The organism is Reyranella sp. (assembly GCF_965279465.1).
Taxonomy (GTDB): Bacteria; Pseudomonadota; Alphaproteobacteria; order Reyranellales; family Reyranellaceae; genus Reyranella.
Window position 1 is genome coordinate 2,350,760 of record NZ_OZ257242.1, and the last position, 23,589, is coordinate 2,374,348.

The following is a 23,589-nucleotide window of genomic DNA, read 5'->3' on the forward strand; positions in this document are numbered from 1 at the left end:
ACGGTCCGCGTTCCACGACTTCCCCGGCTTAGTCCGCCATTTTCCTTTGGCCGGCGCCTGAAAGACCTCCACATGAGCGACAGCACGTCCTTGGATGAACTTCGACGCGTTGCCGTGGAAGTGGCACGGGAGAACGGAGAGATGGAGGATGACTTTCTCGGATTGAAGGACGCAGTGACCACCCGCGCTTTACTCGATGCGCTCTACCATTTGGGTCGGCGCTCGGGCTCTGCCGAAGCGCTCATGGAATAGACGTACCTGATCGCCCAGCCTTGTCCTGTTTGGGGGATCGTGATTTCCACAGCTCCAAGCTGTTGCACGCCAGGTCCCCGGGAGGCATTAGGTCAGCCAGCGCACCAACAGGATTTCACCGGCCAGCAGGGCGAGCGCGGCCAGAGTGATCAGGAAGACGCGGTCGCGGAGGCGATCAATCGTCCGCCTGCATAGCACCTCCGGCGGTTCCGGGCATGCGGCAGGGCCACACCTCAGGGGATGAGGCAGGAAAAACCGGAGGCAGGGCTCTGGCGGCCAAATTCCCGGCCCTTGCGGCGATCCCCGAGATCGTCTGGTCAACGAGCCCTGAGTGAACTGGCGCCGGCTGCCTGCAGGGCGTGGCGAACCTTGCCGGAATGCTCCCCGTGGCAATCGACCGAGACCTCGATCATGCCGGCGAGTTCCGGACGCGCCTGTTTTTCGACGCCGGGATGGCCGCTCTCGATATCAGCGCCCGCGGCTTTCACGCCCGAAGAGTTGGCCTCGCCGCGCGCGCGGACGAAGACATCGGTGCGCGGAATGCGGTGCTCCTGGACCAGGCGCTCAACGGCGAGCTCGGCTTGTCGCCGGGACTCGAACTCCGCGACGATTGTGCTTTCCATGTCGTTCTCCTGTCTGGCCGTGGATAGAGGTTTCAACCATTCAGCGGCCGCCGGGTTGCCGGCGCGCCACTGCCGGGGAAGAACGGCCTTGAGTTATCGGCTGGCGATCGGCCTTTACCTCGGTCCTGCGGCTGGTCGGTCCTACACCCGGCGGGCTGCCCCGGAAGATCCCTGGCCGCAATGAGGCGAGGCAGGCGACAAGACCACGGTATCGTGCCGCCGGAGATGGGATGCTTCGCAAGTACGCTGCCGCGTAGCCGCTAGTGCTACGGTACACGCATGATGCGCACCCCGGACTGCAGCATGAAGGAGCGCTATTGCAAGGGCGAGTGGCTCGGCATCGCGCGGTGCTTTCGACCGAAGAAGGGCCGGGACTTCGTCTTGGTCAACGACCGCGGCAACATGGTCCTGTGCACGCTGCTGGACTGGTCAGCCAAGACTTGGCTCATCGGGCAGTATCGTGGTCACCCACGCCACACCATGAAACGGCTCTCTCGTGCGCGCTGGCGGCCAGCATGGCGCATCCGCCTCCAGCATTGCAGTCGCTACATCAACGCTCACTGCGACGCGGTCGCTTTGGGAGACGCAGCGCTATTGGCGGCCGTCGAGTTGGCTGACCGGAAAAACGGTCCTCTGCCGCCCCCGCTCACCGACGAACAGATACGAGCGATCCCGCGCATCGTGAACAGGCGGCCCTGACCGACCGCTATCGCGACGACCTCGCCCCGGCTTCGGCCGGGGTTTTCTTGCCTGCAGTGTCAATCCTGCGAGTTCAAATCCAGCGAAGTCGGCCCCACCCACATCTCTATTATTGTCGCCAACATTCCCAAGACGAACAGGCATAGTGATGCGTACAGAATGGCCTTGTTGTTAGCAGCACCGATCAAGACATCTAGTGTCGCGGTGGCGTATAAGCCAACGCCAGAGGCTGCGAAGACAAGCACTATGAACGCGGCCGACATCAGCCTGTAGCGCCATTGGAAATGCTGAATTTGCTTCTTCAAATTGGCTTTACGGCGATCCCGTGCGTTAGCGTCGAGCTTGTCTACTTGGTAAAGGAGTTCAGACCGACAGTTTCGTGCACGCGTAGCAACGTCAGTGTTCCGAATGCTGATCATCGCAAGCAGAGACGCTATAGATATCAACAATGGAAGAAGTGTCTCGAAGTTGGGCAAGATCACAACATCCTCCGCTGTGCTTGGTGCGAGAGCATTCGTCACGTCATCGCTGGGCGCCGTGGCAGTGGAAGAACACTAAGCCCAGCTTAACCGCACTATCCTCCATTCGGTCGTATCCGGGCAGAATCGTACCACCAATAGGAGAGGTACTATCAAGTGAAATTCTGGGTTTCAGCGGTGTTAGCCACTATGCTGCTGCCGATGCAGGTCTTGGCTTGGGGCCCGGAGTCCTACGGCTCAGGACTTGCGCTTCCGAAAGCCCTCTAGCTGGCGTCCAAGCAAGTCGCGAGCGCGGCGGAAAACGTCGCGCATCTCTTCATTCTCTGAGCCAGCATCCCAAGACTCAACCGACGCCAGAGCGCCATCCATGATATCGATCGCCGTCTGGTCCGGGACCAGGCCAGAGCGATTCAGCGTCGTCAGCAGTTCCATAACGACCGCGAACGAGGCCATCCCTGTTGCGGCCATAGCCTTTGCTGCGTTGTCCATTTGCCCTCCCATTCAATCTAGTCGTCCAAGATACGACGCACGATAGCTGCAAGCTTGAGAAGCCCCTTCTTACGACCCAACTGTTTCGTAGATGAAGGCGAGCGACCCAACAGCGAGAGAATGGCGCCGCGGCGGCCCGATCGCCATCTCAACTTCCGCTTTTCTTCTTCGCGCTTGACCGCGGCCCGCTTCCCTCTGTGCAGTTCGGATTACCTCGACAGCGCACGCTCGCGTTCCTTCATACGCGTGTACGATCAGCTCGGGCATCGGGCAAAGTGCTCGTTACCGCGATAGATTGGGGAACTTGAATACGTGACGAGGAGCGCACGGTGGTCATCAAAATCGTAGTCGCCGCCGCAGTCCTGCTGGTCACATCAATCGGGGTCGCGCGTGGCATCCGCGCTGCTGACTGGTCGATGTCGCGCCAGACGCCTGACAGCGTACGGCATCTCGCCCCTGGGGCTCTCGATCGCGGCTTGCTCGTCCTGAAAGTGAACACCAGCCCCATTGACGAGCCCGCGGGGCTCTAACGTCTGATAATGGAATCAAAGCGCTGGATTACTCCGTCTGTGGCGGCCTCTATAGCCTAGTAAGCCAAGGCCACCAAATTGCTTCGCAACTATGAAAATCGATGCATGTCGTTGCTTCACCGATGCGCGGCAATAGCTTCATCTGTCGCATCTTGATTTTGGCGCCCTCTTCGTTCAAAGCTCCTTGCCGGCCCCTAAGCGCGTTAGTCAGATCGACGCAGTCGGACCAGGCATTCGCACTTCCGTGCTTGCTCCTCAATTTACCTATGTAGGCGTCATAGTTCTCGAATGTGGCGAGGAGGGCGTCCCCTCGGATGGCCCAGACAATACGGTAAGAAAGCATACCTTGGTTTACGCCAATGCAGATAGTCTCGTGCTCGTTAAGAATTTCATCAACAATACTGCTGACTGCATCAGACTGACTAATATATTCATATTCGAACCTAGAATGTCCTTCTCTATTGGCATTTTGGTCAAGCCTACGTTTCTCTATCAGGAGGGCTGAAAGGCGGGCCTCCGAACCGTTCATAATTTCGAGGGTTCGCGTATCTCTTGCCGTGGTCATCTCGCTGGTGCGACTTCTCTCTGCTGCTTGAAAAACGACAATAGGAATTGCAACTGCGGCGCCCGCGGCTACGACATTTGCGACGGTGCGGAGACGCTCGTGTTCTAGTTTGGGAAAGCGCGTGGGGTTCAACACAAGAAAGCAGGTGGTTACTACTAGAAGTCCGACTGCAAGGAGTGAGGCGATAATGACAAGCGTCAACATGCGCACCCCGGCGGGCTCTTGCACCGGGCCTTGGCGCTGACGCAGGTATTTCCGCATGGCTGGCCCTTCGTGCAGTGCTTGCAGCAGGCGTCTGGGCTTCGGGCGAGTTGGGTCAGCAACTCGATCGGATCGCCAGGGCGATCGACCCAAGGTGAGTAGCTGGCCGCTTGCGCTGGCGTTCCCCCCAACGCCAGCAAGAGCACGACGAGGGGCAGCATCTCATTCGACCAGGTCGCAACGCGTTGCCTTGAGGCTGACGAACAAGCCTTCGCCCTCCTTGCGTAGCTGTTGGATCGAGGGACCGTTCCAGTGGGCGTCGAACGCTTCGCTGCTTGCGTACAGCTCATACAGCATGATCGAGTCGGGCTGGTCATGCGGCACCAGGATCTCAAAGCCGAGCGTTCCCGGTTCTGTCGCGCGACAGCGCTCTCCATGGGCGCGCAGATGCTTCAGGTATTCGTCGCGCTTCCCCGGTGCCGTCGCGATGGTGGCAACAATGGCCAGCTTAGGCATAGCTCCTCCCCTTCCGCGCCTCGTGACATGGCGAGCGACGTGATGAGCGGAAAGCCTCAGCGTCGCCGCAATGTCTCCCCCGCGCGGTCGTGTATCGCTGTGATCGTACCACCAACGGACGCACGGGGATCAAATGAAATTTCGAGCTATTCTGGCTGTTGTCACCGCCGTCCTGTTGCCGGTGCAAGCGCTGGCGTGGGGGCCGGAGGGCCATTCGATCGTTGCCGAGCTAGCCCAGCGCCGGCTGTCACCCGGTGCCGCGGCGATGGTTGAGCGCCTGCTAGGTCCTGGCCATTCCCTGGCATCGGTCGCGAGCTGGGCCGACGACGTGCGCGACAATCGGCCAGAAACCTACAACTGGCACTTCGTCGATCTCGCCCTGGCCGAAGATAGATACGACTCCGCGAAGCACTGCCAGCCCTCCGCGAAGGGAGACTGCATCGTCGCCGCGCTAGATCGCCTGCAGTTGGCTCTTCGGTGCGCCCCGAATGACGACCAGAAGCGGGAAGCCCTTCGGTTCGCCGTCCACTTCGTCGGCGACATTCACCAGCCGATGCATACGATGGGCGAAGGCAGAGGCGGCAATGACGTCACCGTCGAGGTCCGGCTTGCCGGCGCCAAGTCATGCCGCGGCGGGCCGTGCCCGGTCATGCCGTACCGCTCTAACCTCCACCGCGTGTGGGATAGCACTTTGATCAAGGCCACGACTTGGAGCTGGGGCGCGTACGTCGACAGGCTCGAGGGCGGGTGGCTGGCATCGCCGGCGGCGCGGGGCACTGACGGAGGCACACCCGCACAGTGGGCAGAGGAGACGCATCGGGCGGCCCGGTTCGTGTGGGAGCAGCTACCGGAGAGCCGGGTAGTCGACGATGCCTACTACGGCAAGATTCTGCCGACGCTCGATAGGCAGCTACGCCTCGCGGGGCTGAGGCTGGCTCGGTTCCTGAACGATGTGCAGGCGCCGGGCCAGTGCGCACGCCGGTAGACTCCGGCACTCTACCGATCTGGACTCAACCTCGCGGCGGCAGTGTGAAGCCATTGTTGAGCAGCACTCGCTCAAGCACTGGTATTGCTGGACCGGTTATTCCCTGCCGACATTGGGCGGCTGCGACCTGGGTGTCGTTACTGCCACGGTGGATGAAGTCATAGGGGCTCGCCTCGGAGCGGCCGATATAGTGGACGTAGAGATCTGCCAATCGATTGCAGTAAGCGAAGTCGCTAGGCGCTGCCTGGCCGGATGCGACGATCGGCACCAAAAGTAACGCTATCGGCAGAAACATGATGCGCATGAGGCAGTCTAAGCCCCATGACGGTTCACGCCGCCTCAAGCCTCCGTGATCCCAGGCGACGCACCTGGCCTGCGCTACCTCCGACTTGTGCTCAGTCACGGAGCCGTCGCCTTCGCTTTCTTCTTCACCCAAAGCTCCGGCGTTCGCTCCATCTCGATCAGCTCGTTGGGAAACTCACGCTGCTGGAATGTCGCCAGATCAGAGAAAGACCCGTTGAGCCAGGTGTCCCATTCGTTCTCGAACAGGAACACCGGCATACGGTTGTGCAGCGGCACCATCGCGGTGTTGGCATCGGTCATCGCGCCGGAGTAGACCGGTCCCCACTCGGCACTGTCGCGCCACAGGCCACCCCAGGCGATGATCGGGTGATCCTTTATGTTGACCCAGGTTCGCGTCATCGCCCCTTTCGGCCCCTCTGCTTCAGCAAAGTGTGTCACGGGGATAAGGCAGCGCCATTGTGGTTTGGCGGCGAGGCCTTTCCACATGCCCTTGCCAAGGTCAGCGATGTTGTTGACCGGCTTGGGCTTGGATTCGGGCTTCATGAACTTGAGTCGTAGTGGAAAACCCCAAGTCATCGACTGCAGCACACGGTGGCCATCCTGCTCGCGGATCACGAGGCCGGGTGTGCCAGGGTAGGCCTCAGCGGGCACGTTCGGGAATGAAGCGAGCGGCGTGACGCCGAAGTGACGAGCGACTTCATCGACGCTCTTGCGGACGGTGTAGAGATTGCACAAGGCGTTAGCCCTCCTGCTTCCTGCGTGGCCGGTTGCTGCGCTCGCTGAGCGGAACCCAGAGTTCGTCGGTACGCGCCATCGCCATCCTGTCGGCGGGGAAAGGCGGGCGGAACTGAAAACCGATCACGTCCCGAATCGATGCGGTCAGCCACAGATCGTATTCATCCGGCGCCAAAATGATCGGCGATCGGTCGTTGAGTGGCTTCACCAGCGCGTTGCTTTCGCCCGTCATCGCGGCATAGACGGCGCCCCATTCCGGGACGCTGCGGCAGAAGCCCGCCAGGGCGAACACCGGCCACTCGGGGATCGAGAACCAGGTGCGGGTCATCCAGCCTTTGGGGCCGTCCGGCTGGCCCAGCGCAGACACCGGGATCAGGCAGCGATAGCGCGGCTCCGGCGCCATACCGTCCCACATCGGGTTTGTCAGGTCGGCGACCAGATTGACGGGCGACGGCTCGACGTTGCGGCCAGGCCGCGGAAAGCCCCACTGCAGGACATGCATCGATCGTCGGCGCGATGTGCCACGCACGATCAGGCCCTGTTTGCCCGGCTGCACAGGGGACGGCACCGGCAGCTCTGGCGCCGGTTCGGCGCCGAACTGGCGCGCCAGATCCACGATGCCGGCATCGAGGCGATAGAGGTTGCTCACAGGCAGAGAGCATAGCCACGAGCGCTGCCGCGACAATCGAGGCCTGCCGGCCCAGATATCGGGCCTCGGCGAACGGTCGTAGCGCCATTAGTGCCAAAATGCGCCCAGGCAATGTTCCTGTATTGTTCTGGTCCCCAATCCTGGTCTACGAGTCGGCCTCCACCGACCAAGGAGGACGACATGGCCAAGCCCGAATCCAACACCAGCTCCGTTCAGTGGGCGGAATCGCTGATGCATCCTGAGGTGCTGGAAGTCACCTATCTGCGGCGCGCCCTTGAGATTGCCGAGAATGACGGATTGGGCGTGACGCGTGCGGACGTGCAGCGCGTAGAGGCGGTGTGGTCGATCGGGGATGGCGACTGGACGGCACTGGGCTTCGTGCTGCTGTTGCACGATGGCCGTCATGTTTACCTGGACTACGACTTCGATTTCGCGGGCGATAGCGAGGCGGTGACTATGCGCCGCATGAATAGCGCGAGCTATCCTGCGATCGAGAACGGTGGGATCGAGTGGCGCGACGACGTCGGCGAGTTGAACCGGCTGCTGATGTCCTGATCCGCAAGGCACATTCCACAGAGGCGAGCCGCTGACGCTGGCGCGCATCCTTGGTCGGCCCCAACCCCTACAGGCTCCATTCGTTCCGGGAGCTTCGGGCGATCGTGGGACGGGCCTGGGTGGCGTGTCATCCGTGCTTGCGGTTCGTCGATCTCCGCGTCTCCGACGATCGTGACACGCGGACAACGACCTTCAGTTGTTGCCTGTGCGGAAGCGAGGGAGCGCTCACCTTCGACGATCCGGCAAAAGAAGGATTGCAATACGATCCTCGCCCCCGCCCGGTGAGGCACCCGGACCGGGCGCTGCGCTTGCGGCTTGTCGACCGGCTGCACGACCCGTTTGGACACAAGAAGGCCGCGCGCGAGGATTTATCCCAACGTGAGAAGCCGAGACACGAACCGCAGCCGCGCTACCAATTGAAGCCGATGCCTTTCCGAACGTTCGGCGAAGCACTGGCGGCCGGTCTAGTGATCAACGTCTACTGCCGGGAGTGCCGACGCCACGCGCGCCCGGAGCTTCCGCCGGCGGCGCTCGACCGCTGCTTCGCCAGGCTGTCGTTTCGTTGCCAGAGCGTCGTGCAGCGATGGCCTACGATGCCGCCCCGAGTGTGCGGGACGCGGGGCTTGCTCGGGCTGGAGCCGCCAGAGCGCATTTCTCCGAACAGCGGTATCAAGCGCGTTCTCCTGTGGTGCGGTCGATGCGGTTGGGAAATCTACGATGTGCGGCAGGACCAACCGCCCTGGAGCGCATATCCGATCAAGAGCGCCAGCGAGCGGTATTGCTGCCCCGGCTGCGGCGGCTTGGTGAGCGGCCATTGGAGCGGAGGCAGCATAGTGCCGGGCACGGAAGGATACAGGCCGAAGTAGTAGCCGCCCAAGCGGGTGCTGCGCCGTCTAGGAGGGTTTGCCGGCCCTAGTGGTGCCGCCTGGAGCGCGCGCGTCGATTGAAAGCGAGGCGCCACCGCCGATTTAGCGGCATCGATAACAGGGCAGCCACGCAGACGCCAGACGCCCCCGCGGAGATCAGCATGACCCACTCCAAGGTGCTTTCCCACTCGGGATCGAGGAATACGCCAAACACGGTTGAATAGTAGGCGTTACTGCTTCGTCATCCCAAATGCGGACTGTCCACCGCCGGGGATCAACTTCCCGTCATGACCACGATGCAAGACGTACACGAGCGCGAACGCGGGTGGCGCGCCTCAGTTGCAAGCCGTTTTTCTCGCCACCTTTGCCGACGCGGACCGTTTGAGTGGCACTCGGATCAACAACAAAGGAGCCAATCATGAATCGCCCATTTGTGATCGCTACCATCGCCGCTGCCGCCGCCACGATCGCAATTCCAACGCTGATCACGCCTGCGCAGGCGCAGGTTGACGTCTACATCGGCACACCGCAGCCGCAGCCCCAGCCGCCGCGCGGTGGCGCATGGGGCGACCGTGACCGTGACGGCGTTCCCAACGCATACGATGCGCGCAACAACAATAGGCAACAGGCTTGGGGCGACCGCGACCACGACGGCGTGCCGAATCGCTACGACAGGGACAAGGACGGCGACGGCGTTCCGAACCGGTACGATCGAAAGCCCTCAAACCCCTATCGCTAGGCCTACAGCATCTCACCACACCCCCGCCGGCGCGAGCCGCGCGGGGGTGCTTGTGTGGCAAGACCTAGTGAAGCGACTCCGGGCCTCCGGTTAGCTTTCGGCGAAGCGCGGTCACTTCGGGCTCGATATCAGCAAAAAACCTTCCGATGTACCGCGCGACGAAGCGCTTCAGGTCGCCGCTTAGTTCGGCACCTTCACCCATCATGGTGAGCGCAACTTTTGTGTCCACCATAATCCAAACGATCGGAAAGCGCGGAGCAGCGTCAAGGCCGACTATCGAAATCACGCCGTATGCATGAGCCCTCATATGCCGCGCGAACCGACCGGGCATCGTGTCGGCATCGGGTTGGCCAAGCGTAATCGTTATGCTTCCCGATTCGCCGCCGAAGGTCACCTTGTATTCGCGATACGCGACCGCACCTTCCGGGATATCGGCCTTCGCGCTCATCGGACTCTCAGTCCCGGCACCGCCGGAGAGATTGTTTTCACTGCTACTTCTCCCTCTCTGCGCCCAGCCTGGCCCCGCCAGGGTAACACTATGCGGCCGGACTGCTCCGCGCCTGTAGGCCGCGGTGTGCTGCGATTGATTGTGCGGCGCGAGCAAGTCTGGGTGCTGGTAATGCTCGATCGTTGAACGCAATGAAGCGTTTTATCAGGATCCGCGATGCTTCATTGACAGTGCGCGATGACACACTTCGGTCACTTGGCTCGCATGCGCGGGGTGAGTATGCCAGGACCTCCCCAGTGACTTCCTGAAGCGTGCGACTTCAAGGGCAGTCAATCTCAGCGCGATGCTCAAGGCTTCAACTTTGCCTCATCGCATGTAGCTTAACCGTTCAAGGAAATTTCTCATGGCAACACTGAATGTCGGGGCCGGGCAGGACTATGCGACGCTCGCCGCAGCGGTCGCCGCCTCGCACGATGGCGACGTCATCGCTGTGGAGGCTGGCACCTACGTGAACGACTTCGCGACAGTCCGCACAAAGATCACCATCGAGGGCGTTGGCGGGATGGCGAACTTCGTCGCCACCCAGGCACCGCCTAACGGCAAGGGTATCCTCGTCACGGAGACGGACGTGACGGTCCGGAATCTCAGCTTCTCCGGCACCGCCGTGCCTGACGGCAACGGCGCTGGAATTCGCTATGAGGGCGGCAACCTGGTCATTATCGACAGCTATTTCCATGATAACCAGAATGGCCTCCTGGCGAATCCTGTTTCCAACGGCACGATCCGCATCACCGGCTCGGAATTCGACCACAACGGCACCGGCGATGGCTATACGCATAACCTCTACGTCGGCGAGATCGCGTCGCTGGTCATAGACGACAGTTACTTCCATGACGCCGTCATCGGCCATCAGATCAAGAGCCGTGCGCACTCCACCACCATTACCAATTCGCGCATCTACGATAACACCGGCACGGGCAGCTACAGCATCGACCTGCCCAATGGCGGTGTAGGCATCGTCAGCGACAATGTGATTCAGCAGGGACCGAATACCGATAACCCCACCATCATCCACTACGGCGGCGAAAGCGCGGCCTACGGCGGCTCCAGCCTCACCATCACCGACAATGTGGTTGTGAACGACCGGACCAGCAGCGCGGTCCTGCTAGGCAATGCCACGACGGTCACCGCGAGCTTGTCGGGCAACGACATCTACGGTCTCACGTCGAATCAGATCGCTTCTGGTCCTGCGAGTGTCTCAGGCACGGCCTTCCTCTCCACGCGCCCGACACTCGACACCAGCGCGCCCTGGCTCGGCGACACTTCCACCATCTTCGGCACCTCCGGACCCGACACGCTCGCGGGCACCGCCGGGGCCGACACGATGGCAGGCGGCGCCGGCAACGACACCTACATTGTCAACAATGCCGGCGACACGGTGATCGAGAAAATCGGCCAGGGAACCGATCAGGTCGACAGTTCCGTCAGCTTCGACCTGACGGGCCAGTACATCGAACGGCTGACCTTGACAGGGAGCGGCAACACTTATGGCAGGGGCAACTCCCTCGACAATACCCTCACCGGCAATGCCGGCAACAACTACCTCAACGGTAGCGCGGGTACGGACGTACTGACCGGCGGGTTGGGAGCGGACGCCTTCGTCATCCGGGACAGCCTTGTTGCGGGCACCGTCGATACGATCACTGATTTCAATGTCGCAGACGACAGGATCCAGTTGGGACACACCACATTTGGCGCCATCGCAACCGGGGCGCGCTTGAGCGTGGCTCAATTCGCCGCCAATGCCAGTGGAACGGCGCAGGACGCCAGCGACCGCATCATCTACGAAACCGACACCGGCAAACTGTTCTACGACAGCAACGGCAGCGCCGCTGGCGGATCTGTGCAGTTCGCACAGGTCGACGCCGGGCTGGCCTTGACCAATGCAGATTTCGTTGTTCGGTAGAATGGTATCATGCCACTGATTGAGCGGGCTGGCTCCGCCGCGGTGCCAGCGCCAGCTCGACAGCGTTGTCGCCTTATTCGGCGACGTTTACTTCATAGCCACCAATTCGGGCGGTCCCGCGTCTCGGTGGCCAGCGCGCTGCAGAACGGCCGGGCGCGATCGGTCGCCAGCTTGCGCGGGCGTTTTACGACCGGACCCGCCGATAATCGCCGGGCAGCCTCAATTGCAGTTCCATGCGTGACCCCTCACGAACTGCCTAACTCAATGCTTGCGATCGGGAGTCGTTCCAGGTGGTTCACAACCTTGGTCATGGGCCACGTTGTAAGGATCGGGAAAGGCGGGGTCGGGCCGTTATGACCGCAGCAGAGATGAGAGCCAATTCCGTACGCAAGCGCCATGCAGCGTCCGTTGCCTGCCTTTCATGGCCCTTTCTTACAGCCGCTAGCCCTGTCGGTCGTGCCGCTGGAGCGCGCGGCGATGGTCAAGCGCGCGCGGCAGTATGTCCGCGACCGGTGCGACCCCGACCGCCTGTCGGACCATCAGGCGGCGGTGAAGGCACAGTACCCCAGCGAAGGCGGATCTGCGGCGCGCGGCGAGGCTCGCCGACGCTGGGGGAAGCGGGCAAGTATCAGCGAACAAAGGCGAAAGCCTTTAGCAATCAGCCCGATCCGTCCGCTGCTCGTCCCTTTGCGAAAGTCCGGTCACGTGATTCTGGGCCGAGGTCAACGCGCACTGCATGGCCTGTAGTGTCTCTTTGGCCAGTTGATCGGGCCGTCCGGCGCCATGAAGAACGGTCACGATCTCGCGCTGCCTCGCGACCATTATCTCCAGCTCCTCCACATGAGCGGCCATCTCGTGCGATCGTTCCAACATTCGACCACCTTTCGCAGCTGCCAAGCCTTCCCTCCGGCAGCCGCTGGTTGGATGAAAGAGTATATCCGCCAAGACGATTTCCGCGTATCCGGCTCTCGCCTCGCTTGTGAGTCAATGAATTCTTTCGTCGATTATCATCGCGGCTGGGCCGATTCATTGATCTGGCGCAACGCCGCCCTGGGCGGACGCGCCATTGTTGGAGCATGATCCGACCGTTCCTCTACCGTTGCCCGACGACCGGCCAAAACGTCCAGGGGTTTGTCGAAGGTGAAGTGCCCTCGTCCGATGGCGACCGGCTGTGCGAAGCTGTAGAGTGCTTGGCGTGCAAAGGTCTCCATCTCGTCGACCTGAGGACGCTCACGCTAGCCGTCGATAAAGACGCCTGAGCGCCACTTACATCAGGGGTTGGCCGCGCGCGGCCGCCAGCCTCCCGCGGGGTAGTGTTGAGCCCGTGGCGTGGGCCGCTGCAGTAGGACTGCTCCGGGCAGAACGACGGCCCTGCTGGAGGTTCAGCGCTATCCTGACTTGCGCGAAACGTGTGGTCGCGGAACAACTCGGGCGCAGCGCCTTTGCTTCAGAATTTGAAGGAGCGAACCATGGGCGACGCGCTGTCTCGTCTGCGCGGCCTGGACACGCTGGAATGGGTGAGCGTGCTGGCCGTCTCGGTGTCCGCACTGTGCCTCCTGTCGCTGGTGGCGCTCATGGTCGTCGGAACTGGACGGCGGCGCTGGAGACAGTTCCGGCGCAATCGGATGAAGCCGCCGATGGGAACGACGTCGGAATGACATAGAGGCCGGCGCCGAGGGCGCGCGACGGCAACCTCTGTAAGTGCTGTCCATTCAAATCCCTGTAATGCTACGGAACCGAATGATGTCGCTGAAACCTGACAGGCGGGCCGCTGCCGCACGGAAACTCGCGCGAATGGCGAGACGGCTGGCAAACGGCCAGACCGCCGAGCCGGAGCGACAGGACTTGATGCGATATGCCGATGTGCTGGAAGAGGAAGCTGTCGTCCTGGAGCGTCGCGCTCACGAAGCCGGCAACTCCTAGGTCGATCGTCGGACCACCTCAGAACGGCATCACGCGCCGAGCTCGCTTCCCCATCTTCGCAGCCCGAGAGCGGCGCCGGCCGGCGTGACCACGTAGGCGTCTCCATTGCGGCGCAGCCACCCCCGCTCGATCCCAACATTGAGTGCCGCGCCCATCTCGCCGATGGTCGTTCGGCGGCTTGTCTCGGCAATGGCGGGCCGGCGTTCGCGCTGCCTTTGGCGTTGGCCAACCTGCAGATGCGCGTAGCCAGGCGCTCGGCGGGCGGGGCCGGCGCGGGTGTGGTCTGCGGCACGTCGAGATCCTGCTGGGCGTGGGTGGCTCTCGGCCGGGTTAAGATATGGGCCACCAACCCGGCCGAGGGCCTGGCCTGAGCAGACGGGGAGTATGCTTGCGGCCGCTTGTGAAAATGCTCTTCGATGCCGTGGGTTCCATCGCACGTTTGAGATAACTCGGCGGCAGGTGCGGCAGACCGACGGCAACGCCTCGCGAGCAGCACGGGAAATTTAGGGCTCAAGCGAGCCCGTGGCGCGGGACGCTGATGGGGGCCATCCACGACCGAGGCGCTCTACGGGCAGATTTCCGGCCCTGGCGTCGGCCTGGCGCCCTCGACCGCGAATGGGTGAGATCCTCAGTCGAGGGGCTGGCGGCCGGCGGAGAGAGGGAGTTGGGGTTCTCGCCGACAGCGGACGGGGGGATGCAAGGATCGCGCCTCGAAGATGCGCCATGCGATCCCGGCGTTTCCTCCGCTACAGCCAGCGCACGGCCGCGATCTCGACCGCCAGGACGATAACCGTCAGTGCAACAATCAGGGTAAACGGGTCGCGAAGCAGCTTATCCATCGGGCCCTCCTGGTTGATGAGGTAGAGAACGCACCGACCGTCGAACTGGCAATGCGGCCGAGCTAAGGCGTCGGTGGATAACATTGGCGCTCCAGACGGCCCGAGCGGCGACTCCGCAAACAGCAGGTGCACGAGCACTATTTCGCCGGCCAGCAGTGCGAACGCTAGGGCCGTCAGCAGGGTGATCCGATCGCGGGGTCGAAGGATCATGGCGAGCCCATAGCAGGGCGGCGCGCCCGTGGGCGGGGCGTCAAACTATCCACAGCAACCCGCATTCCACCGCCGGCATTTAACAACACGGGTGACCTGCATAGCAGGCGGTGGTGGGTGCAATGCTGACGGAATTTGTCGGCAAACCTTCGAGTGGATCCTCGACAATCGTTCTGGTCGACTTCTATGTTGCGGCCGTCGTCTTGGCCGTCGCTCTTGCGCTCCCAGATTATCCCCCACCTCCCGGAGCTAAACAGCGCACCGTAGCAATGCGCGTCGCGGAGATGTGTCGATGAACGGACAGGAGCAGCCGCCTACGGCCGCTTGAGGGTCACCTCATCGGCGATCCACTTCTCCGGCTTTGGCGCAACCCGTTCGCGCCCCAGCTCGGTCAGCACGAGTTTTCCATCGATCTCTTGCACGAGTTCTAGCAGCACAAGCCGGCGAAAATATTCGTCGGCCACGTCATGCGCACCCGCATTGCCCTGGGCGACCCGGAGTAGCGCCGATTCCTCCCGGGGGCTGAGCGGGGCGCGTAGGCCACGCACCATACTTACCTCCCTTGTTGACGGGAAGGAGAGCGCGGCCAGAGCGCCGAATCAAGATACAATCGCGGCGAGATTGTCGTTTGTCGTGTCCATGAGGAGGCCGAGGTGAAGCCCTCTCGGAAGCGTCTTGCCGGGCCGACCCGGGCTAGCGCACGCGCGAGCAATTAGACGGGATCTGGACTCGCCCCAGGCGAGCCAACGGGCCCTCCATCTCGTCTGCTTTCGCCTCAAGCTCTGCCGCATATTGTGACAGTCGGGCGGTGTCTGCCGCGTTGGTTTGAGTCTTCGATAGTCGTCTGGCTTGTGAGGCCCGACCTCGGGCGGCGGCGGCCCGGTCGCTCAGCGTTTCGGGCATAGCCATGTACCATTCGTTAGATTGGTGAACGCCCGCCGAAGAACTAACGTTGCTCACGCTGCCTCCGCGCGCCCCTTGGAGGAGATCCGCGCCTTGGCGTCGATCGTTGCAGGCGAGCATTCCCCGGCGGGCTGCCCCGGAAGAGCCATGGCGGCCAGAAAGCGGGACAGCGAAAAGAGTGCATCGCCGTGCCGCCCGGGAAGATCCGAATGCTTCGCAACTATGCCGGCCTGTTGGCCTTGGCCTTTCGGTCCGCATTCTTCGCATGCATCCTGGCGCTTGTGCTGCTGTCGTGGCTGCCCGGCGACGAAATGGTCCGAACCGGCGCGAATGGCCGCGCTGAGCATGCCGTGGCGTACTTCGGGACGGCCGTCATGATGGCCCTGGCCTATCGCAAGCGGCCGCGGCTCTTCGTTCAAACCATCGTCCTCGTTGCGCTCGCGGGAATCCTCGAGGCCGGGCAGCTCTATGCCCCCGGACGGACCGCGGTGTTGTTCGATTTCGCGTCCAGCAGTGCCGGTGCCGCTTTCGGGGGCCTCCTCATGTGGGCGCTGCGGGATCGCCTGCTGGGATACGCGGGACTCGATCGGTTGTCAGCCGAACGAAGCTGAAACTTGCTGCCAATCGAGCGATCTCGACGGCCAAAAGAATCAGCGCCCGGACGGCAAGGAACGAAGCGGGCGGCGTTCTCTCACTTCGTCGGCTGGATAGTTCTTGCAGTCAACTCAATAGTGAAACCCCGAACTTGATTAACCCGCCCGAAATTCCGAGCACCAGCGTGAAGACCGGCAAGTTCGATTCAAGTACTCTGAGCCACAACCAGCTGATCGGTTTTTGTATCAGCGGGAGAAACAAGAATGAGCCTAGAAATGCGATGGCGAAGCCAATGCGAAGGCCGTTGGCGACAAGGTCGATCATCAGCTTGAACAGCCAGAAGGCATCGTGGTCAAAAAAATTAAACTCGGGCACTGGGAACCATCCTCCCGCAAAGTGAGGCATCAATTGCTCTAGATACTCAGAAACCAGGATTCCCAGAGGTTTAAGTCCCCGAACACCGAATAAAGTCATTATCAAAATCATCGATGCCGTCTGGAAAAAGAAAACTACAACACTCCAATAGCACCAAATCAACCAATGCATACTTAACAACAAAATAAAAAGTACGACGTCTCGGATGCTGCCCACGCACATCCGGCCGACGGATAATGCAATCCATCGCGTCAGACTAACTGAAAACGGAAATGTCACGACTGCTGCGGGATAAAGGAGGACGCTTTCCTCTGCTTGTCTCCGTAAAGGATATAGGTCGAGATACGGGCGAAAATAATAATGAAGAGACATCGCCAGAACCCATAGGACGAGATTCAAAAGAAAGCTGAACCTCCATCGTTTCAGCGACCAGAGCCGAGGTCCGGCCCACCGGTCGAGAATTGCAATCGTAGCTGCAGCTTCTTTGCTGCCGAAGTTTCCCCATCGCACATCGTTGAAGCGCAACCACCAATCCTCGAGCGTGGACTTGAGCGCGGCCTTCGATCGACGCGACAATACGAAGTCGATTAGGAGCCCGATAAAAGCAAGACCGCCAGCCGCCCCAACCGCACTCCAAACGCTTTGCAATGCCTGGACTCCCCGCAGGATATCAAAGGTACCGGGTATCGAACGTCATATTTTCCCGCCCTTCGCCAGCCCCAGCTCGACCAGCCGGCGGATTGCTTCCGTTCGCGATGGGAGTTCTGGTTGAAGCCTGCGCCATTCATCAATGGCCGCGAGATCCGATGCCTGCCAGCGCATTCCGATTTGAGTCCCGACGCCCGTCGGCGGCCGGCCAATTGGCTTTTTGGTAACAGAAACCTTGGCGCTTTTCATGGGTTCATGTTACCAAAAAGGCGAGCCCAAGGGGAAGCCTGGACCCCGACCCTAAGGCTCTAGCCGCAACCCGGACACCCTTGGAAGAACCCGGATCATGGCTACCTGCGAACATTCACCACCACCTTGCCCGCCGCGCGGCGGCACCATCGGCGACTTCTGCTGGATACCGGAAATCGACCACCGGCGGGGCCTCATCGGCCTGCACGCGGCACACGGCCAAACCCGCGCCGCCTTGCTGCACATGTCGCTTTGGCTGGCACCGGACGACGCCGAGAAGGTCGGCAAGGCGCTGCTGGCGGCCGTCGCAGCATGTAGGGGCGCACAAAGAAGCTCCGCGAAGGCCTAGGCGATCAGCTCGATGACGCCCTATGGCGACCTTGAGGGCACGGCCACGACACGTTGACGGTCGAGGAGAGGCTCGACCGCGTTAAGGCCCTCATGGCAGGGATGCAGGCTATTGCCCTTGCTGGCGATACGTTCCCCGGCCGCGGCAGTTCATGCGTGACGCTCGAGATGATGGCCACCGAAGAGATGGCCAAGATCCGGGCCGTGCTGGGGACCGAGGTGCTTGACCGCGCCTGCTGACGGCCGCCGACACGAACTGGCCGGGGCGGCGGTGTTGCCCCGGCTGAGTGCAATCCTACTGGCCCCGCTCGGCGGGGCTTTTTTTCGTGGTTGCAGGCTCGGCCCGACGCAGCGGAACAACGGTCTCCGCGCTGTCGTTGAAAATGTAGATGTTCCTCTCGCGGAGATGGCAATGACCTACACTGGCGATGCGCGACACGAGCCGGCTGGGCTTGGCACGGTGGATTTTTTGGGTTTTTGGTTGCCGCGGTCATGACCCTGGGACCGTTGGCTGCAACGGCACTATTTGCGCACTGAAGGTGACCGATCGTGGGTCGGCCATATGCAGCGACGCGATCCGCGACGGCTGACGACACGACACCGGCCGGGGCGGGCTGCGGCTCTCCCCGGCGATGCGCTGGCCCCGCTCAACGGGGCCTTTCCATTTGGCAGCGATTGCGAAACCGGCGCGTTGCCATCGGGCTCCGCAGGACGGACCAGAAAGAGGCGCAATGCGCGAATGGAAGCCCGGCGACTTGGTCACCGTCGTCACCGTCAACAGGGGTTTGTCGGTAAGGCGGCCGCGCAAAGACAGCAAACGCAAGGACCCGGTGGAATGGGTGGGAAAGATCGTCGGGCCGTCGCTGCTCGGGCCGGGCTGGTGGAACGTCAGCGGAATCCGGGCGGCCAATGGCCGCCGGGCCGGCAGCTTCGCCGTGCCCGAGAAAGAGATCAAGCCGCGTAAGCTCTGATATCGCGTGACTGCCTCAGATGACCCCGATCAGAAGGCCGAAAGCTCCAAAGAGAACGACGTCCGCCGCGACGACGGCCGCCCATAACCACGCAGTGGAAGGTTCGCGCCACAGTAGGTTTGTCATGAGATCCTCCGGACCCCCACGGGCAACGGGGCGCCTGGATAGCGGTTCCGGGGCAAGATTGTGTTACGCGCGCAGAAGGTTTTCGAACGGCCGCCCAGCGACGGGCCTGCCGCTCGCGCGCGGTCGGTCTAGTCGTGCCCGTGCCGCGCCGGCCCGATCGTTACCTCGACCTCCGCCGCGCTGAGGGCGTCGTCCACCGCGCCCGTGAGCTCGGCCGGCGTCGGGCGCTCGCCCTTGCCCTCCCGATGCAGGCGCTCGATCACCGGCCACACGATTGAGCGGAAGTCCTCCGGGAAGACGTCCGTCCGTCCGTTGGCCGTTCTTGTCCACTCGAGCAGGCATCGCGGCATCGTCTCTGGGGGCTCCTTCGCGCGTCGCCTCCAGAACTTGAGGCCGTGGGCCTGAAAGACGGGCGAGAAATGGCCGATGAAGGCGTCGCGCGGCAGCCGCAAGCCTATTTACCCTTCGCCAGCGCCCGGCCGGCTTCCTTCAGCGTGACGCTGTGCGGCCGCAGGGCAGCGCGTCGATCTTCGGCAGTGTGCTGCGACTGGTCGTGCATAACCAGCCCCTCGCGGGCGCAGTCATCCGCGAGGTCGATGGCATCGTCGCCCGGCATGCCGAGCCGATCGGCGACGGTTTGGATCGCCACCCACCAATTCGGGCGGTCGCGGGTTTCGGTCGCGAGGGCACTGCAGAAGCGGCGGGCGCGCTCAACAGATTTCCGGTGCTTCATCCCGCTCGCGCTCCAGCTCATCCTGCAGGTCGAAGAAGACGTCACCGAGCATGTCGTCGACATAGCCCGCCACCGCCTTGGCGATCACCTTGTGGCTGATGCCGTGCTTCTCGGCGAGACGGTCGAGCAGCAGCTCGATCTCGTAGGTTGCCGCGACCTTGTCTCGCCTGATCTCATCGAGTGCGGCAATCGGATCGCGGCGGCTCATGTTGCGCGGCCAGACGCCGGGCAGCGGCAGCTGGACCGTCATTGCGTCCCCCTGGCGCGGGCGTAGTGGTGGCGGGCCGCGTCGAGCAGCCATCGGGCAATCTTGCCGCGCGGCCATGAACCGCCGACGGGATGGAAGACTTCCCAGATATCTTCGCCGCCATCGGGATGGTGGATGCGGCCGCTATGTGCGCCGGCGGCGTGGTCTGGATCCACGCATTGATCTCAACCGCCTGTAGCCAGGTCAGCACCGCCTCGAGGTCGTCGCCCTCGGGCTCGGGGACCGGCACACGCCTTCCTATGCCGACCGGCCATTCGCCAGGCAGCTGCATTTGCAGTTCCATAGACCCCTCCACGAACTTGCGGGGACTAAATGCCGCGACGGCTGGGACGTTGCGGCGCCATCGCGGCCGACAAGAAGAAGCCCGCCATGCGGGGCACGCTGGCGGGCTTTTTAGGTATTTGCGCTACGGGAGGTGGGGTGTCGCGCGCGCATATATTGAACTCCGCCGGCTGCGGAAAGTTGCGCGTCTCGTGCCGTCACCCCCGTCAGGGCATCGAGCGCGATCGCCGGGCCCCCTTCAGGCTTGCCGCACCACGAACTTCGCGGTGGCGATCTCGTCTGCTGTGAACGACTGCAGCAGCCTGGATTTGACGTAGGCAATGAAGTCTTGGTCCGACGGATTCGCGGGCTCGTCTAAGACCACGTGATAGGTCGCGCGCAGCCGGTCCGATATGAACACATCGACAAGCTTTCTCATCGGCTGGGGCATCCTCCATAGCGGCGGGCGGCGGCGATCGCGGTGTCCATACGTCGTGCTTACGGAAATGGCGGCCGGGGCCGGAGTTTTCTGCTTCGGCTGCGAAGGCCAGTCATATTTTTATGTGAGTTACGTGGCCGGTGGCTGCTGCTCGAAATACGAACGGTCGCGCGGTCGCCTCTGCAAGACCCGTGATTTTGTCGGAGGCCCACATGAAGGCGCGGAGTTTATACCACGTCAGTGAGTTGTTGCCGTACAAGTAGAAGCAGCCCGCTGCATGCTGCTTTGGCGCGGCGTGCTCGACTTGATTTTTGTGCCACTGGTTGTCGTGGCTCAGGATGAACCATTTTTGCTGGGCGATGATGGGGATCCAAACGTCATCTGGTGTGTCCTGCTTGAACCGGAATGGCCCTTTGGGATCGTGGAAGTATTCGACTCGGAAGGGCGGGTCGGCGTGCCGGATCGCTTCCGCGGAAGACGTTTGCCAAAGCAACGGTCAAAGAAGAACGTTAGTTCGGCCAATTGGGACGCGGCGTGTTCGGGTCCAGGCCCTCAAACTTAAGGGCATCCGACACCTCGCGCTCTTTAAGTCTGAAGTCGTCCGCGATCTCGCCCGAGACTTCCCCCGCATCCCAACGGCCTTTGATGATCCACGTCGGCACGCCGCGCACATTGGGCGAGCCATAAGAAACTCGAGGATCGATGACGACCGCTGATTGGTTGCCGGCAACACGCCACCTAACGACGATTCCGCGCCGCCCATACTCAAATTCTTTAAGGCGGCCTATAACTTCTGCCCACGCGAGCTGCCCCTGCTGACCAGTCCGAATCAGGTGCCCGTGACGATACTCGGCGAATGGGTGTTCGGCCTTGAAGTGGTTCTGCATAAAGGCGCGGGTCGCAAGTATCTCAGGCATGCGAATGCCACCGCGCCTCATTGCCGCCACGACCGCTACCTCGATCAGCTGCACGTACGAGAGCTCTGATCTGGTTTCCCGCGCAGACACGGCCTTCCTCTGCCAACTGACGATGGTAGACGGCGTGAGTTGGGAGTTGCGCGCCGCTTCGCCGACCTGATAGTGAGGGACCCTCAGGCGTTGGCGCCATGCTTCTTCTGGGCCGGACGACGCAAGAGACAGTGGGAATCTTACCTCACTTCTGTTCGTTGGGTAACGGTCTCCTTTGGCGAAGGGTATGTGGGGTCCGATGATGGGTAGCCACTAACATAACGTCCTAATCTCTTGTTATATAAAGAAAATGCGCGGACACCCTCTCCGCCACTGCCCCTTGTAAATCATTGAGAACCAAAGGCTATATGAGCTGCAGCAATATCTGCGCACAGTTCTGCGCACGCTTCAAATGCCCGGCTCGACCGGAATGTGCGTGAAGCCAATGGCGAGCGAAGCGCTGAATCGGTGAAATCCGTCATAAAGCTGATGCGAAAAACGGCTTCCCTCGTCGAATATCCGCCGTACCGCAATTGCCGGGATAATGGCTTCGGTTGCGATGCCTTGGAGAATGTGGCCCTTGGCGCAAAGCCAGCCACGCCGGCTGCTGCCCACCAGTTGGCTGCTGCCAACCAGTCGCCCGGGATCTCGAACGAGAAGCAGCGGCCGCCGATGTGAAGCGCACGTCGAGATGATAGCACGGCGAGCGTTACAGGCGGGGGATTCCGCCACCAGGTCAGAGCGGGACGGGCAGTCTGGCGGCGTAGATATCCTCAGCCGGCGGCGCTCGGTAGGGCAGGGCCGCGTTGGTCGCGGCCGGCGGTGCGTCGTTTCACCAGCGGACAATCGCGTCGGTGGGTATGAGTTGCGTGCCGTCGTGGTGCAGCACCAGCACGAGGACCCAATCGCCCTTGTTCACGCCGGAAAGGACCGGATCGCGTCTGTCACCTTCTTTCTTTCACTGGCGCGTTCCACTCGCAAGCTGCGACAGAATCAAAGCGGGCTGGACGCTCCACCTAATACGTTCGGAAGTCGATATCGTGCGAGTTGTTGTCACCGAGCTTTCAACCCGAGCGGGGCCAAGACTGCCTGCATGCGAGCAATCTCTTTCGGGAGAAGCTCGCTAAATTCCTGCGGCCCCAAGCCTACGGGAACAAGTCCCATGTCTTCCAACCGAGCAGTGAAGGTTGGATCGCCGAGCACCTGGGTCACATCCCGATGGATGCGGGCCAGTTGTTCGCCAGGAATGCCGCTTCGCGTGATCACGCCGAACCAGGCCACCGCCTCAAACCCCGGAAAGCCCTGTTCGGCTACAGTCGGCACTTGGGGCAGCGATGGGGAACGATCGCGCGACGTGACCGCTATGGCGCGCAATTCACCCGCACGCACCCGCCCGATCATCGCTGGGCCGCTCTGGATTGCCATTTGCACGCGATTCTGACTGAGGTCGGCAATCATCTGGCCTTCGTTGCCGTACGGAACACCGGTGATATCGATTTTGGCTGCCTGTTTCAGCATCTCCATTCCCAGATGGGTCGAGAACCCCGCACCGGAGTGTGCGTAAGAGAGCTTGCCAGGCTCGGCACGCGCCAATGCGATGAGCTCCGGCAAGGTCGTTGCCGGCACGGCGGGATGGACAACGAGAATATTGCGCGTTCGGACAAGAAGGGTAATTGGCGCTATGTCCGTTAACGGGTTGTAAGGCGGTGGCGGCTCCATGCTGACCCTAACCACCATGGCGGCGTCTCCGGTAAGCCCGACCGTGTACCCGTCTGCCGGTCCCTTGGCGATACGGTCAACTCCAATCGTGGCAGCCGCTCCGGGAACGTTCTGGACGATAACTGGTTGGCCCCATATGGCCGACAGCCGCTCGGCCAGAAGCCGGCCGATTACGTCAGGTGAGCTTCCGGCGCCGAACGGCACAACGAACGTAACGGATCGCTGGGGCCAGTCTGCTGCAGCAGCTGGGCGAGCGAGGACGGCCGCAGACATCAACAACCAGCGACGACGCATCGGATTCTCCCCTGTTCGAACCGACGTGACGCTACGCGGCACGGCCCAATCCCGCATCATCCGAACGGGTGAGCCATCAGGAAGTTTTCGCAGCAGATTCACTCGATCGCCAACCAGGTGATATTCTCGCCCTCGCTTCCCA

Annotated in this window: 34 protein-coding genes; 13 read left to right on the forward strand and 21 right to left on the reverse strand. The window is 62.0% G+C overall.

What is annotated here, in order from left to right:
- The first annotated feature begins 72 nt into the window (after positions 1-72).
- Complete coding sequence (locus ACQY8M_RS11465; protein ID WP_428671979.1) at positions 73-252, forward strand: hypothetical protein; 180 nt, start codon at positions 73-75, stop codon at positions 250-252.
- Between the two features lie 317 nt (positions 253-569).
- Here the strand turns inward: ACQY8M_RS11465 and ACQY8M_RS11470 are convergent, their stop codons facing one another.
- A complete protein-coding gene (locus ACQY8M_RS11470) occupies positions 570-875 on the reverse strand; it encodes a hypothetical protein (protein WP_428671981.1) in 306 nt (101 codons plus the stop codon).
- A gap of 303 nt (positions 876-1,178) precedes the next feature.
- Between ACQY8M_RS11470 and ACQY8M_RS11475 the strand changes: the two genes are divergently transcribed.
- The gene (locus tag ACQY8M_RS11475) at positions 1,179-1,574 is read left to right on the forward strand and encodes a hypothetical protein (protein WP_428671983.1); all 396 of its coding nucleotides are present in this window, start codon (positions 1,179-1,181) and stop codon (positions 1,572-1,574) included.
- 59 nt (positions 1,575-1,633) lie between these two features.
- Here the strand turns inward: ACQY8M_RS11475 and ACQY8M_RS11480 are convergent, their stop codons facing one another.
- From ACQY8M_RS11480 to ACQY8M_RS11495, 4 genes are all read right to left on the reverse strand, one after another.
- Positions 1,634-2,050, reverse strand: a complete 417-nt coding sequence (locus ACQY8M_RS11480) for a DUF2721 domain-containing protein (protein WP_428671985.1) — start codon at positions 2,048-2,050, stop codon at positions 1,634-1,636.
- 240 nt (positions 2,051-2,290) lie between these two features.
- On the reverse strand, positions 2,291-2,542 hold the full coding sequence (locus tag ACQY8M_RS11485; RefSeq protein WP_428671987.1) for a hypothetical protein: 252 nt from the start codon (positions 2,540-2,542) through the stop codon (positions 2,291-2,293).
- Positions 2,543-3,121: 579 nt separating this feature from the next.
- Positions 3,122-3,898 (reverse strand): DUF4760 domain-containing protein, encoded by a 777-nt coding sequence (locus ACQY8M_RS11490; RefSeq protein WP_428671989.1) that lies wholly within the window; start codon positions 3,896-3,898, stop codon positions 3,122-3,124.
- 162 nt (positions 3,899-4,060) lie between these two features.
- Positions 4,061-4,354, reverse strand: coding sequence for a putative quinol monooxygenase (locus ACQY8M_RS11495; protein WP_428671991.1), 294 nt, complete (start codon positions 4,352-4,354; stop codon positions 4,061-4,063).
- A 133-nt stretch (positions 4,355-4,487) separates the two neighbouring features.
- Between ACQY8M_RS11495 and ACQY8M_RS11500 the strand changes: the two genes are divergently transcribed.
- Positions 4,488-5,339, forward strand: a complete 852-nt coding sequence (locus tag ACQY8M_RS11500; protein WP_428671993.1) for a S1/P1 nuclease — start codon at positions 4,488-4,490, stop codon at positions 5,337-5,339.
- 399 nt (positions 5,340-5,738) lie between these two features.
- On the opposite strand, the gene ACQY8M_RS11505 is transcribed toward ACQY8M_RS11500, so the two are convergent.
- Positions 5,739-6,377, reverse strand: coding sequence for an SOS response-associated peptidase (locus tag ACQY8M_RS11505; RefSeq protein WP_428671995.1), 639 nt, complete (start codon positions 6,375-6,377; stop codon positions 5,739-5,741).
- Positions 6,378-6,381: 4 nt separating this feature from the next.
- Positions 6,382-7,026 carry an SOS response-associated peptidase family protein gene (locus tag ACQY8M_RS11510; protein WP_428671997.1) on the reverse strand — a complete coding sequence of 215 codons (645 nt, stop codon included), beginning with the start codon at positions 7,024-7,026 and terminating at the stop codon, positions 6,382-6,384.
- 180 nt (positions 7,027-7,206) lie between these two features.
- On the opposite strand from ACQY8M_RS11510, the gene ACQY8M_RS11515 reads away from it, so the two are divergent.
- From ACQY8M_RS11515 to ACQY8M_RS11525, 3 genes are all read left to right on the forward strand, one after another.
- Positions 7,207-7,581 carry a hypothetical protein gene (locus tag ACQY8M_RS11515; protein WP_428671999.1) on the forward strand — a complete coding sequence of 125 codons (375 nt, stop codon included), beginning with the start codon at positions 7,207-7,209 and terminating at the stop codon, positions 7,579-7,581.
- A 137-nt stretch (positions 7,582-7,718) separates the two neighbouring features.
- Positions 7,719-8,447 carry a hypothetical protein gene (locus ACQY8M_RS11520; protein ID WP_428672001.1) on the forward strand — a complete coding sequence of 243 codons (729 nt, stop codon included), beginning with the start codon at positions 7,719-7,721 and terminating at the stop codon, positions 8,445-8,447.
- A gap of 418 nt (positions 8,448-8,865) precedes the next feature.
- Positions 8,866-9,186, forward strand: a complete 321-nt coding sequence (locus ACQY8M_RS11525) for a hypothetical protein (protein ID WP_428672003.1) — start codon at positions 8,866-8,868, stop codon at positions 9,184-9,186.
- Between the two features lie 64 nt (positions 9,187-9,250).
- Here ACQY8M_RS11525 and ACQY8M_RS11530 read toward each other — a convergent pair whose 3' ends face one another.
- Complete coding sequence (locus ACQY8M_RS11530) at positions 9,251-9,634, reverse strand: hypothetical protein (RefSeq protein ID WP_428672005.1); 384 nt, start codon at positions 9,632-9,634, stop codon at positions 9,251-9,253.
- Positions 9,635-10,037: 403 nt separating this feature from the next.
- Between ACQY8M_RS11530 and ACQY8M_RS11535 the strand changes: the two genes are divergently transcribed.
- The 3 genes from ACQY8M_RS11535 (at position 10,038) to ACQY8M_RS11545 (ending at position 13,258) form a co-directional block, all read left to right on the forward strand.
- Positions 10,038-11,600: a hypothetical protein gene (locus tag ACQY8M_RS11535; RefSeq protein WP_428672007.1), complete on the forward strand. Its 1,563-nt coding sequence runs from the start codon at positions 10,038-10,040 to the stop codon at positions 11,598-11,600.
- Positions 11,601-12,383: 783 nt separating this feature from the next.
- The gene (locus tag ACQY8M_RS11540; RefSeq protein ID WP_428672009.1) at positions 12,384-12,680 is read left to right on the forward strand and encodes a hypothetical protein; all 297 of its coding nucleotides are present in this window, start codon (positions 12,384-12,386) and stop codon (positions 12,678-12,680) included.
- 389 nt (positions 12,681-13,069) lie between these two features.
- Complete coding sequence (locus tag ACQY8M_RS11545) at positions 13,070-13,258, forward strand: hypothetical protein (protein ID WP_428672011.1); 189 nt, start codon at positions 13,070-13,072, stop codon at positions 13,256-13,258.
- Between the two features lie 1,011 nt (positions 13,259-14,269).
- Here the strand turns inward: ACQY8M_RS11545 and ACQY8M_RS11550 are convergent.
- Positions 14,270-14,572 (reverse strand): hypothetical protein, encoded by a 303-nt coding sequence (locus ACQY8M_RS11550; RefSeq protein WP_428672013.1) that lies wholly within the window; start codon positions 14,570-14,572, stop codon positions 14,270-14,272.
- Positions 14,573-14,886: 314 nt separating this feature from the next.
- Entirely contained in the window at positions 14,887-15,123 is a 237-nt protein-coding gene (locus ACQY8M_RS11555) for a hypothetical protein (RefSeq protein ID WP_428672015.1), read from the reverse strand.
- A 561-nt stretch (positions 15,124-15,684) separates the two neighbouring features.
- On the opposite strand from ACQY8M_RS11555, the gene ACQY8M_RS11560 reads away from it, so the two are divergent.
- A complete protein-coding gene (locus ACQY8M_RS11560; RefSeq protein WP_428672017.1) occupies positions 15,685-16,086 on the forward strand; it encodes a hypothetical protein in 402 nt (133 codons plus the stop codon).
- 109 nt (positions 16,087-16,195) lie between these two features.
- Here the strand turns inward: ACQY8M_RS11560 and ACQY8M_RS11565 are convergent, their stop codons facing one another.
- Entirely contained in the window at positions 16,196-17,092 is an 897-nt protein-coding gene (locus tag ACQY8M_RS11565) for a hypothetical protein (RefSeq protein WP_428672019.1), read from the reverse strand.
- A 45-nt stretch (positions 17,093-17,137) separates the two neighbouring features.
- Positions 17,138-17,341, reverse strand: a complete 204-nt coding sequence (locus ACQY8M_RS11570; RefSeq protein WP_428672020.1) for a hypothetical protein — start codon at positions 17,339-17,341, stop codon at positions 17,138-17,140.
- Positions 17,342-17,438: 97 nt separating this feature from the next.
- Between ACQY8M_RS11570 and ACQY8M_RS11575 the strand changes: the two genes are divergently transcribed.
- The 3 genes from ACQY8M_RS11575 to ACQY8M_RS11585 all read left to right on the forward strand — a co-directional run bounded on the left by ACQY8M_RS11575 (position 17,439) and on the right by ACQY8M_RS11585 (position 18,660).
- Complete coding sequence (locus ACQY8M_RS11575; RefSeq protein ID WP_428672022.1) at positions 17,439-17,690, forward strand: hypothetical protein; 252 nt, start codon at positions 17,439-17,441, stop codon at positions 17,688-17,690.
- A 92-nt stretch (positions 17,691-17,782) separates the two neighbouring features.
- Positions 17,783-17,929, forward strand: coding sequence for a hypothetical protein (locus tag ACQY8M_RS11580; protein ID WP_428672024.1), 147 nt, complete (start codon positions 17,783-17,785; stop codon positions 17,927-17,929).
- Between the two features lie 491 nt (positions 17,930-18,420).
- A complete protein-coding gene (locus tag ACQY8M_RS11585; protein WP_428672026.1) occupies positions 18,421-18,660 on the forward strand; it encodes a hypothetical protein in 240 nt (79 codons plus the stop codon).
- Between the two features lie 254 nt (positions 18,661-18,914).
- Here the strand turns inward: ACQY8M_RS11585 and ACQY8M_RS11590 are convergent, their stop codons facing one another.
- The 9 genes from ACQY8M_RS11590 to ACQY8M_RS11630 all read right to left on the reverse strand — a co-directional run bounded on the left by ACQY8M_RS11590 (position 18,915) and on the right by ACQY8M_RS11630 (position 23,447).
- Positions 18,915-19,238: a hypothetical protein gene (locus ACQY8M_RS11590; RefSeq protein WP_428672027.1), complete on the reverse strand. Its 324-nt coding sequence runs from the start codon at positions 19,236-19,238 to the stop codon at positions 18,915-18,917.
- A 2-nt stretch (positions 19,239-19,240) separates the two neighbouring features.
- Positions 19,241-19,519: a hypothetical protein gene (locus ACQY8M_RS11595; RefSeq protein WP_428672029.1), complete on the reverse strand. Its 279-nt coding sequence runs from the start codon at positions 19,517-19,519 to the stop codon at positions 19,241-19,243.
- Complete coding sequence (locus ACQY8M_RS11600) at positions 19,497-19,769, reverse strand: hypothetical protein (protein ID WP_428672031.1); 273 nt, start codon at positions 19,767-19,769, stop codon at positions 19,497-19,499. The genes ACQY8M_RS11595 and ACQY8M_RS11600 overlap by 23 nt, the downstream gene beginning before the upstream one ends.
- Complete coding sequence (locus tag ACQY8M_RS11605; protein WP_428672033.1) at positions 19,766-19,942, reverse strand: hypothetical protein; 177 nt, start codon at positions 19,940-19,942, stop codon at positions 19,766-19,768. The genes ACQY8M_RS11600 and ACQY8M_RS11605 overlap by 4 nt, the downstream gene beginning before the upstream one ends.
- 365 nt (positions 19,943-20,307) lie before the next feature.
- A complete protein-coding gene (locus ACQY8M_RS11610) occupies positions 20,308-20,487 on the reverse strand; it encodes a hypothetical protein (protein WP_428672035.1) in 180 nt (59 codons plus the stop codon).
- A 112-nt stretch (positions 20,488-20,599) separates the two neighbouring features.
- Positions 20,600-20,980: a hypothetical protein gene (locus ACQY8M_RS11615; protein ID WP_428672037.1), complete on the reverse strand. Its 381-nt coding sequence runs from the start codon at positions 20,978-20,980 to the stop codon at positions 20,600-20,602.
- A gap of 16 nt (positions 20,981-20,996) precedes the next feature.
- Complete coding sequence (locus tag ACQY8M_RS11620; protein WP_428672039.1) at positions 20,997-21,458, reverse strand: DUF433 domain-containing protein; 462 nt, start codon at positions 21,456-21,458, stop codon at positions 20,997-20,999.
- 384 nt (positions 21,459-21,842) lie between these two features.
- Positions 21,843-22,049: a hypothetical protein gene (locus ACQY8M_RS11625; protein ID WP_428672041.1), complete on the reverse strand. Its 207-nt coding sequence runs from the start codon at positions 22,047-22,049 to the stop codon at positions 21,843-21,845.
- 438 nt (positions 22,050-22,487) lie between these two features.
- Positions 22,488-23,447, reverse strand: a complete 960-nt coding sequence (locus tag ACQY8M_RS11630; protein ID WP_428672043.1) for a Bug family tripartite tricarboxylate transporter substrate binding protein — start codon at positions 23,445-23,447, stop codon at positions 22,488-22,490.
- Between the last annotated feature and the right edge of the window lie 142 nt (positions 23,448-23,589).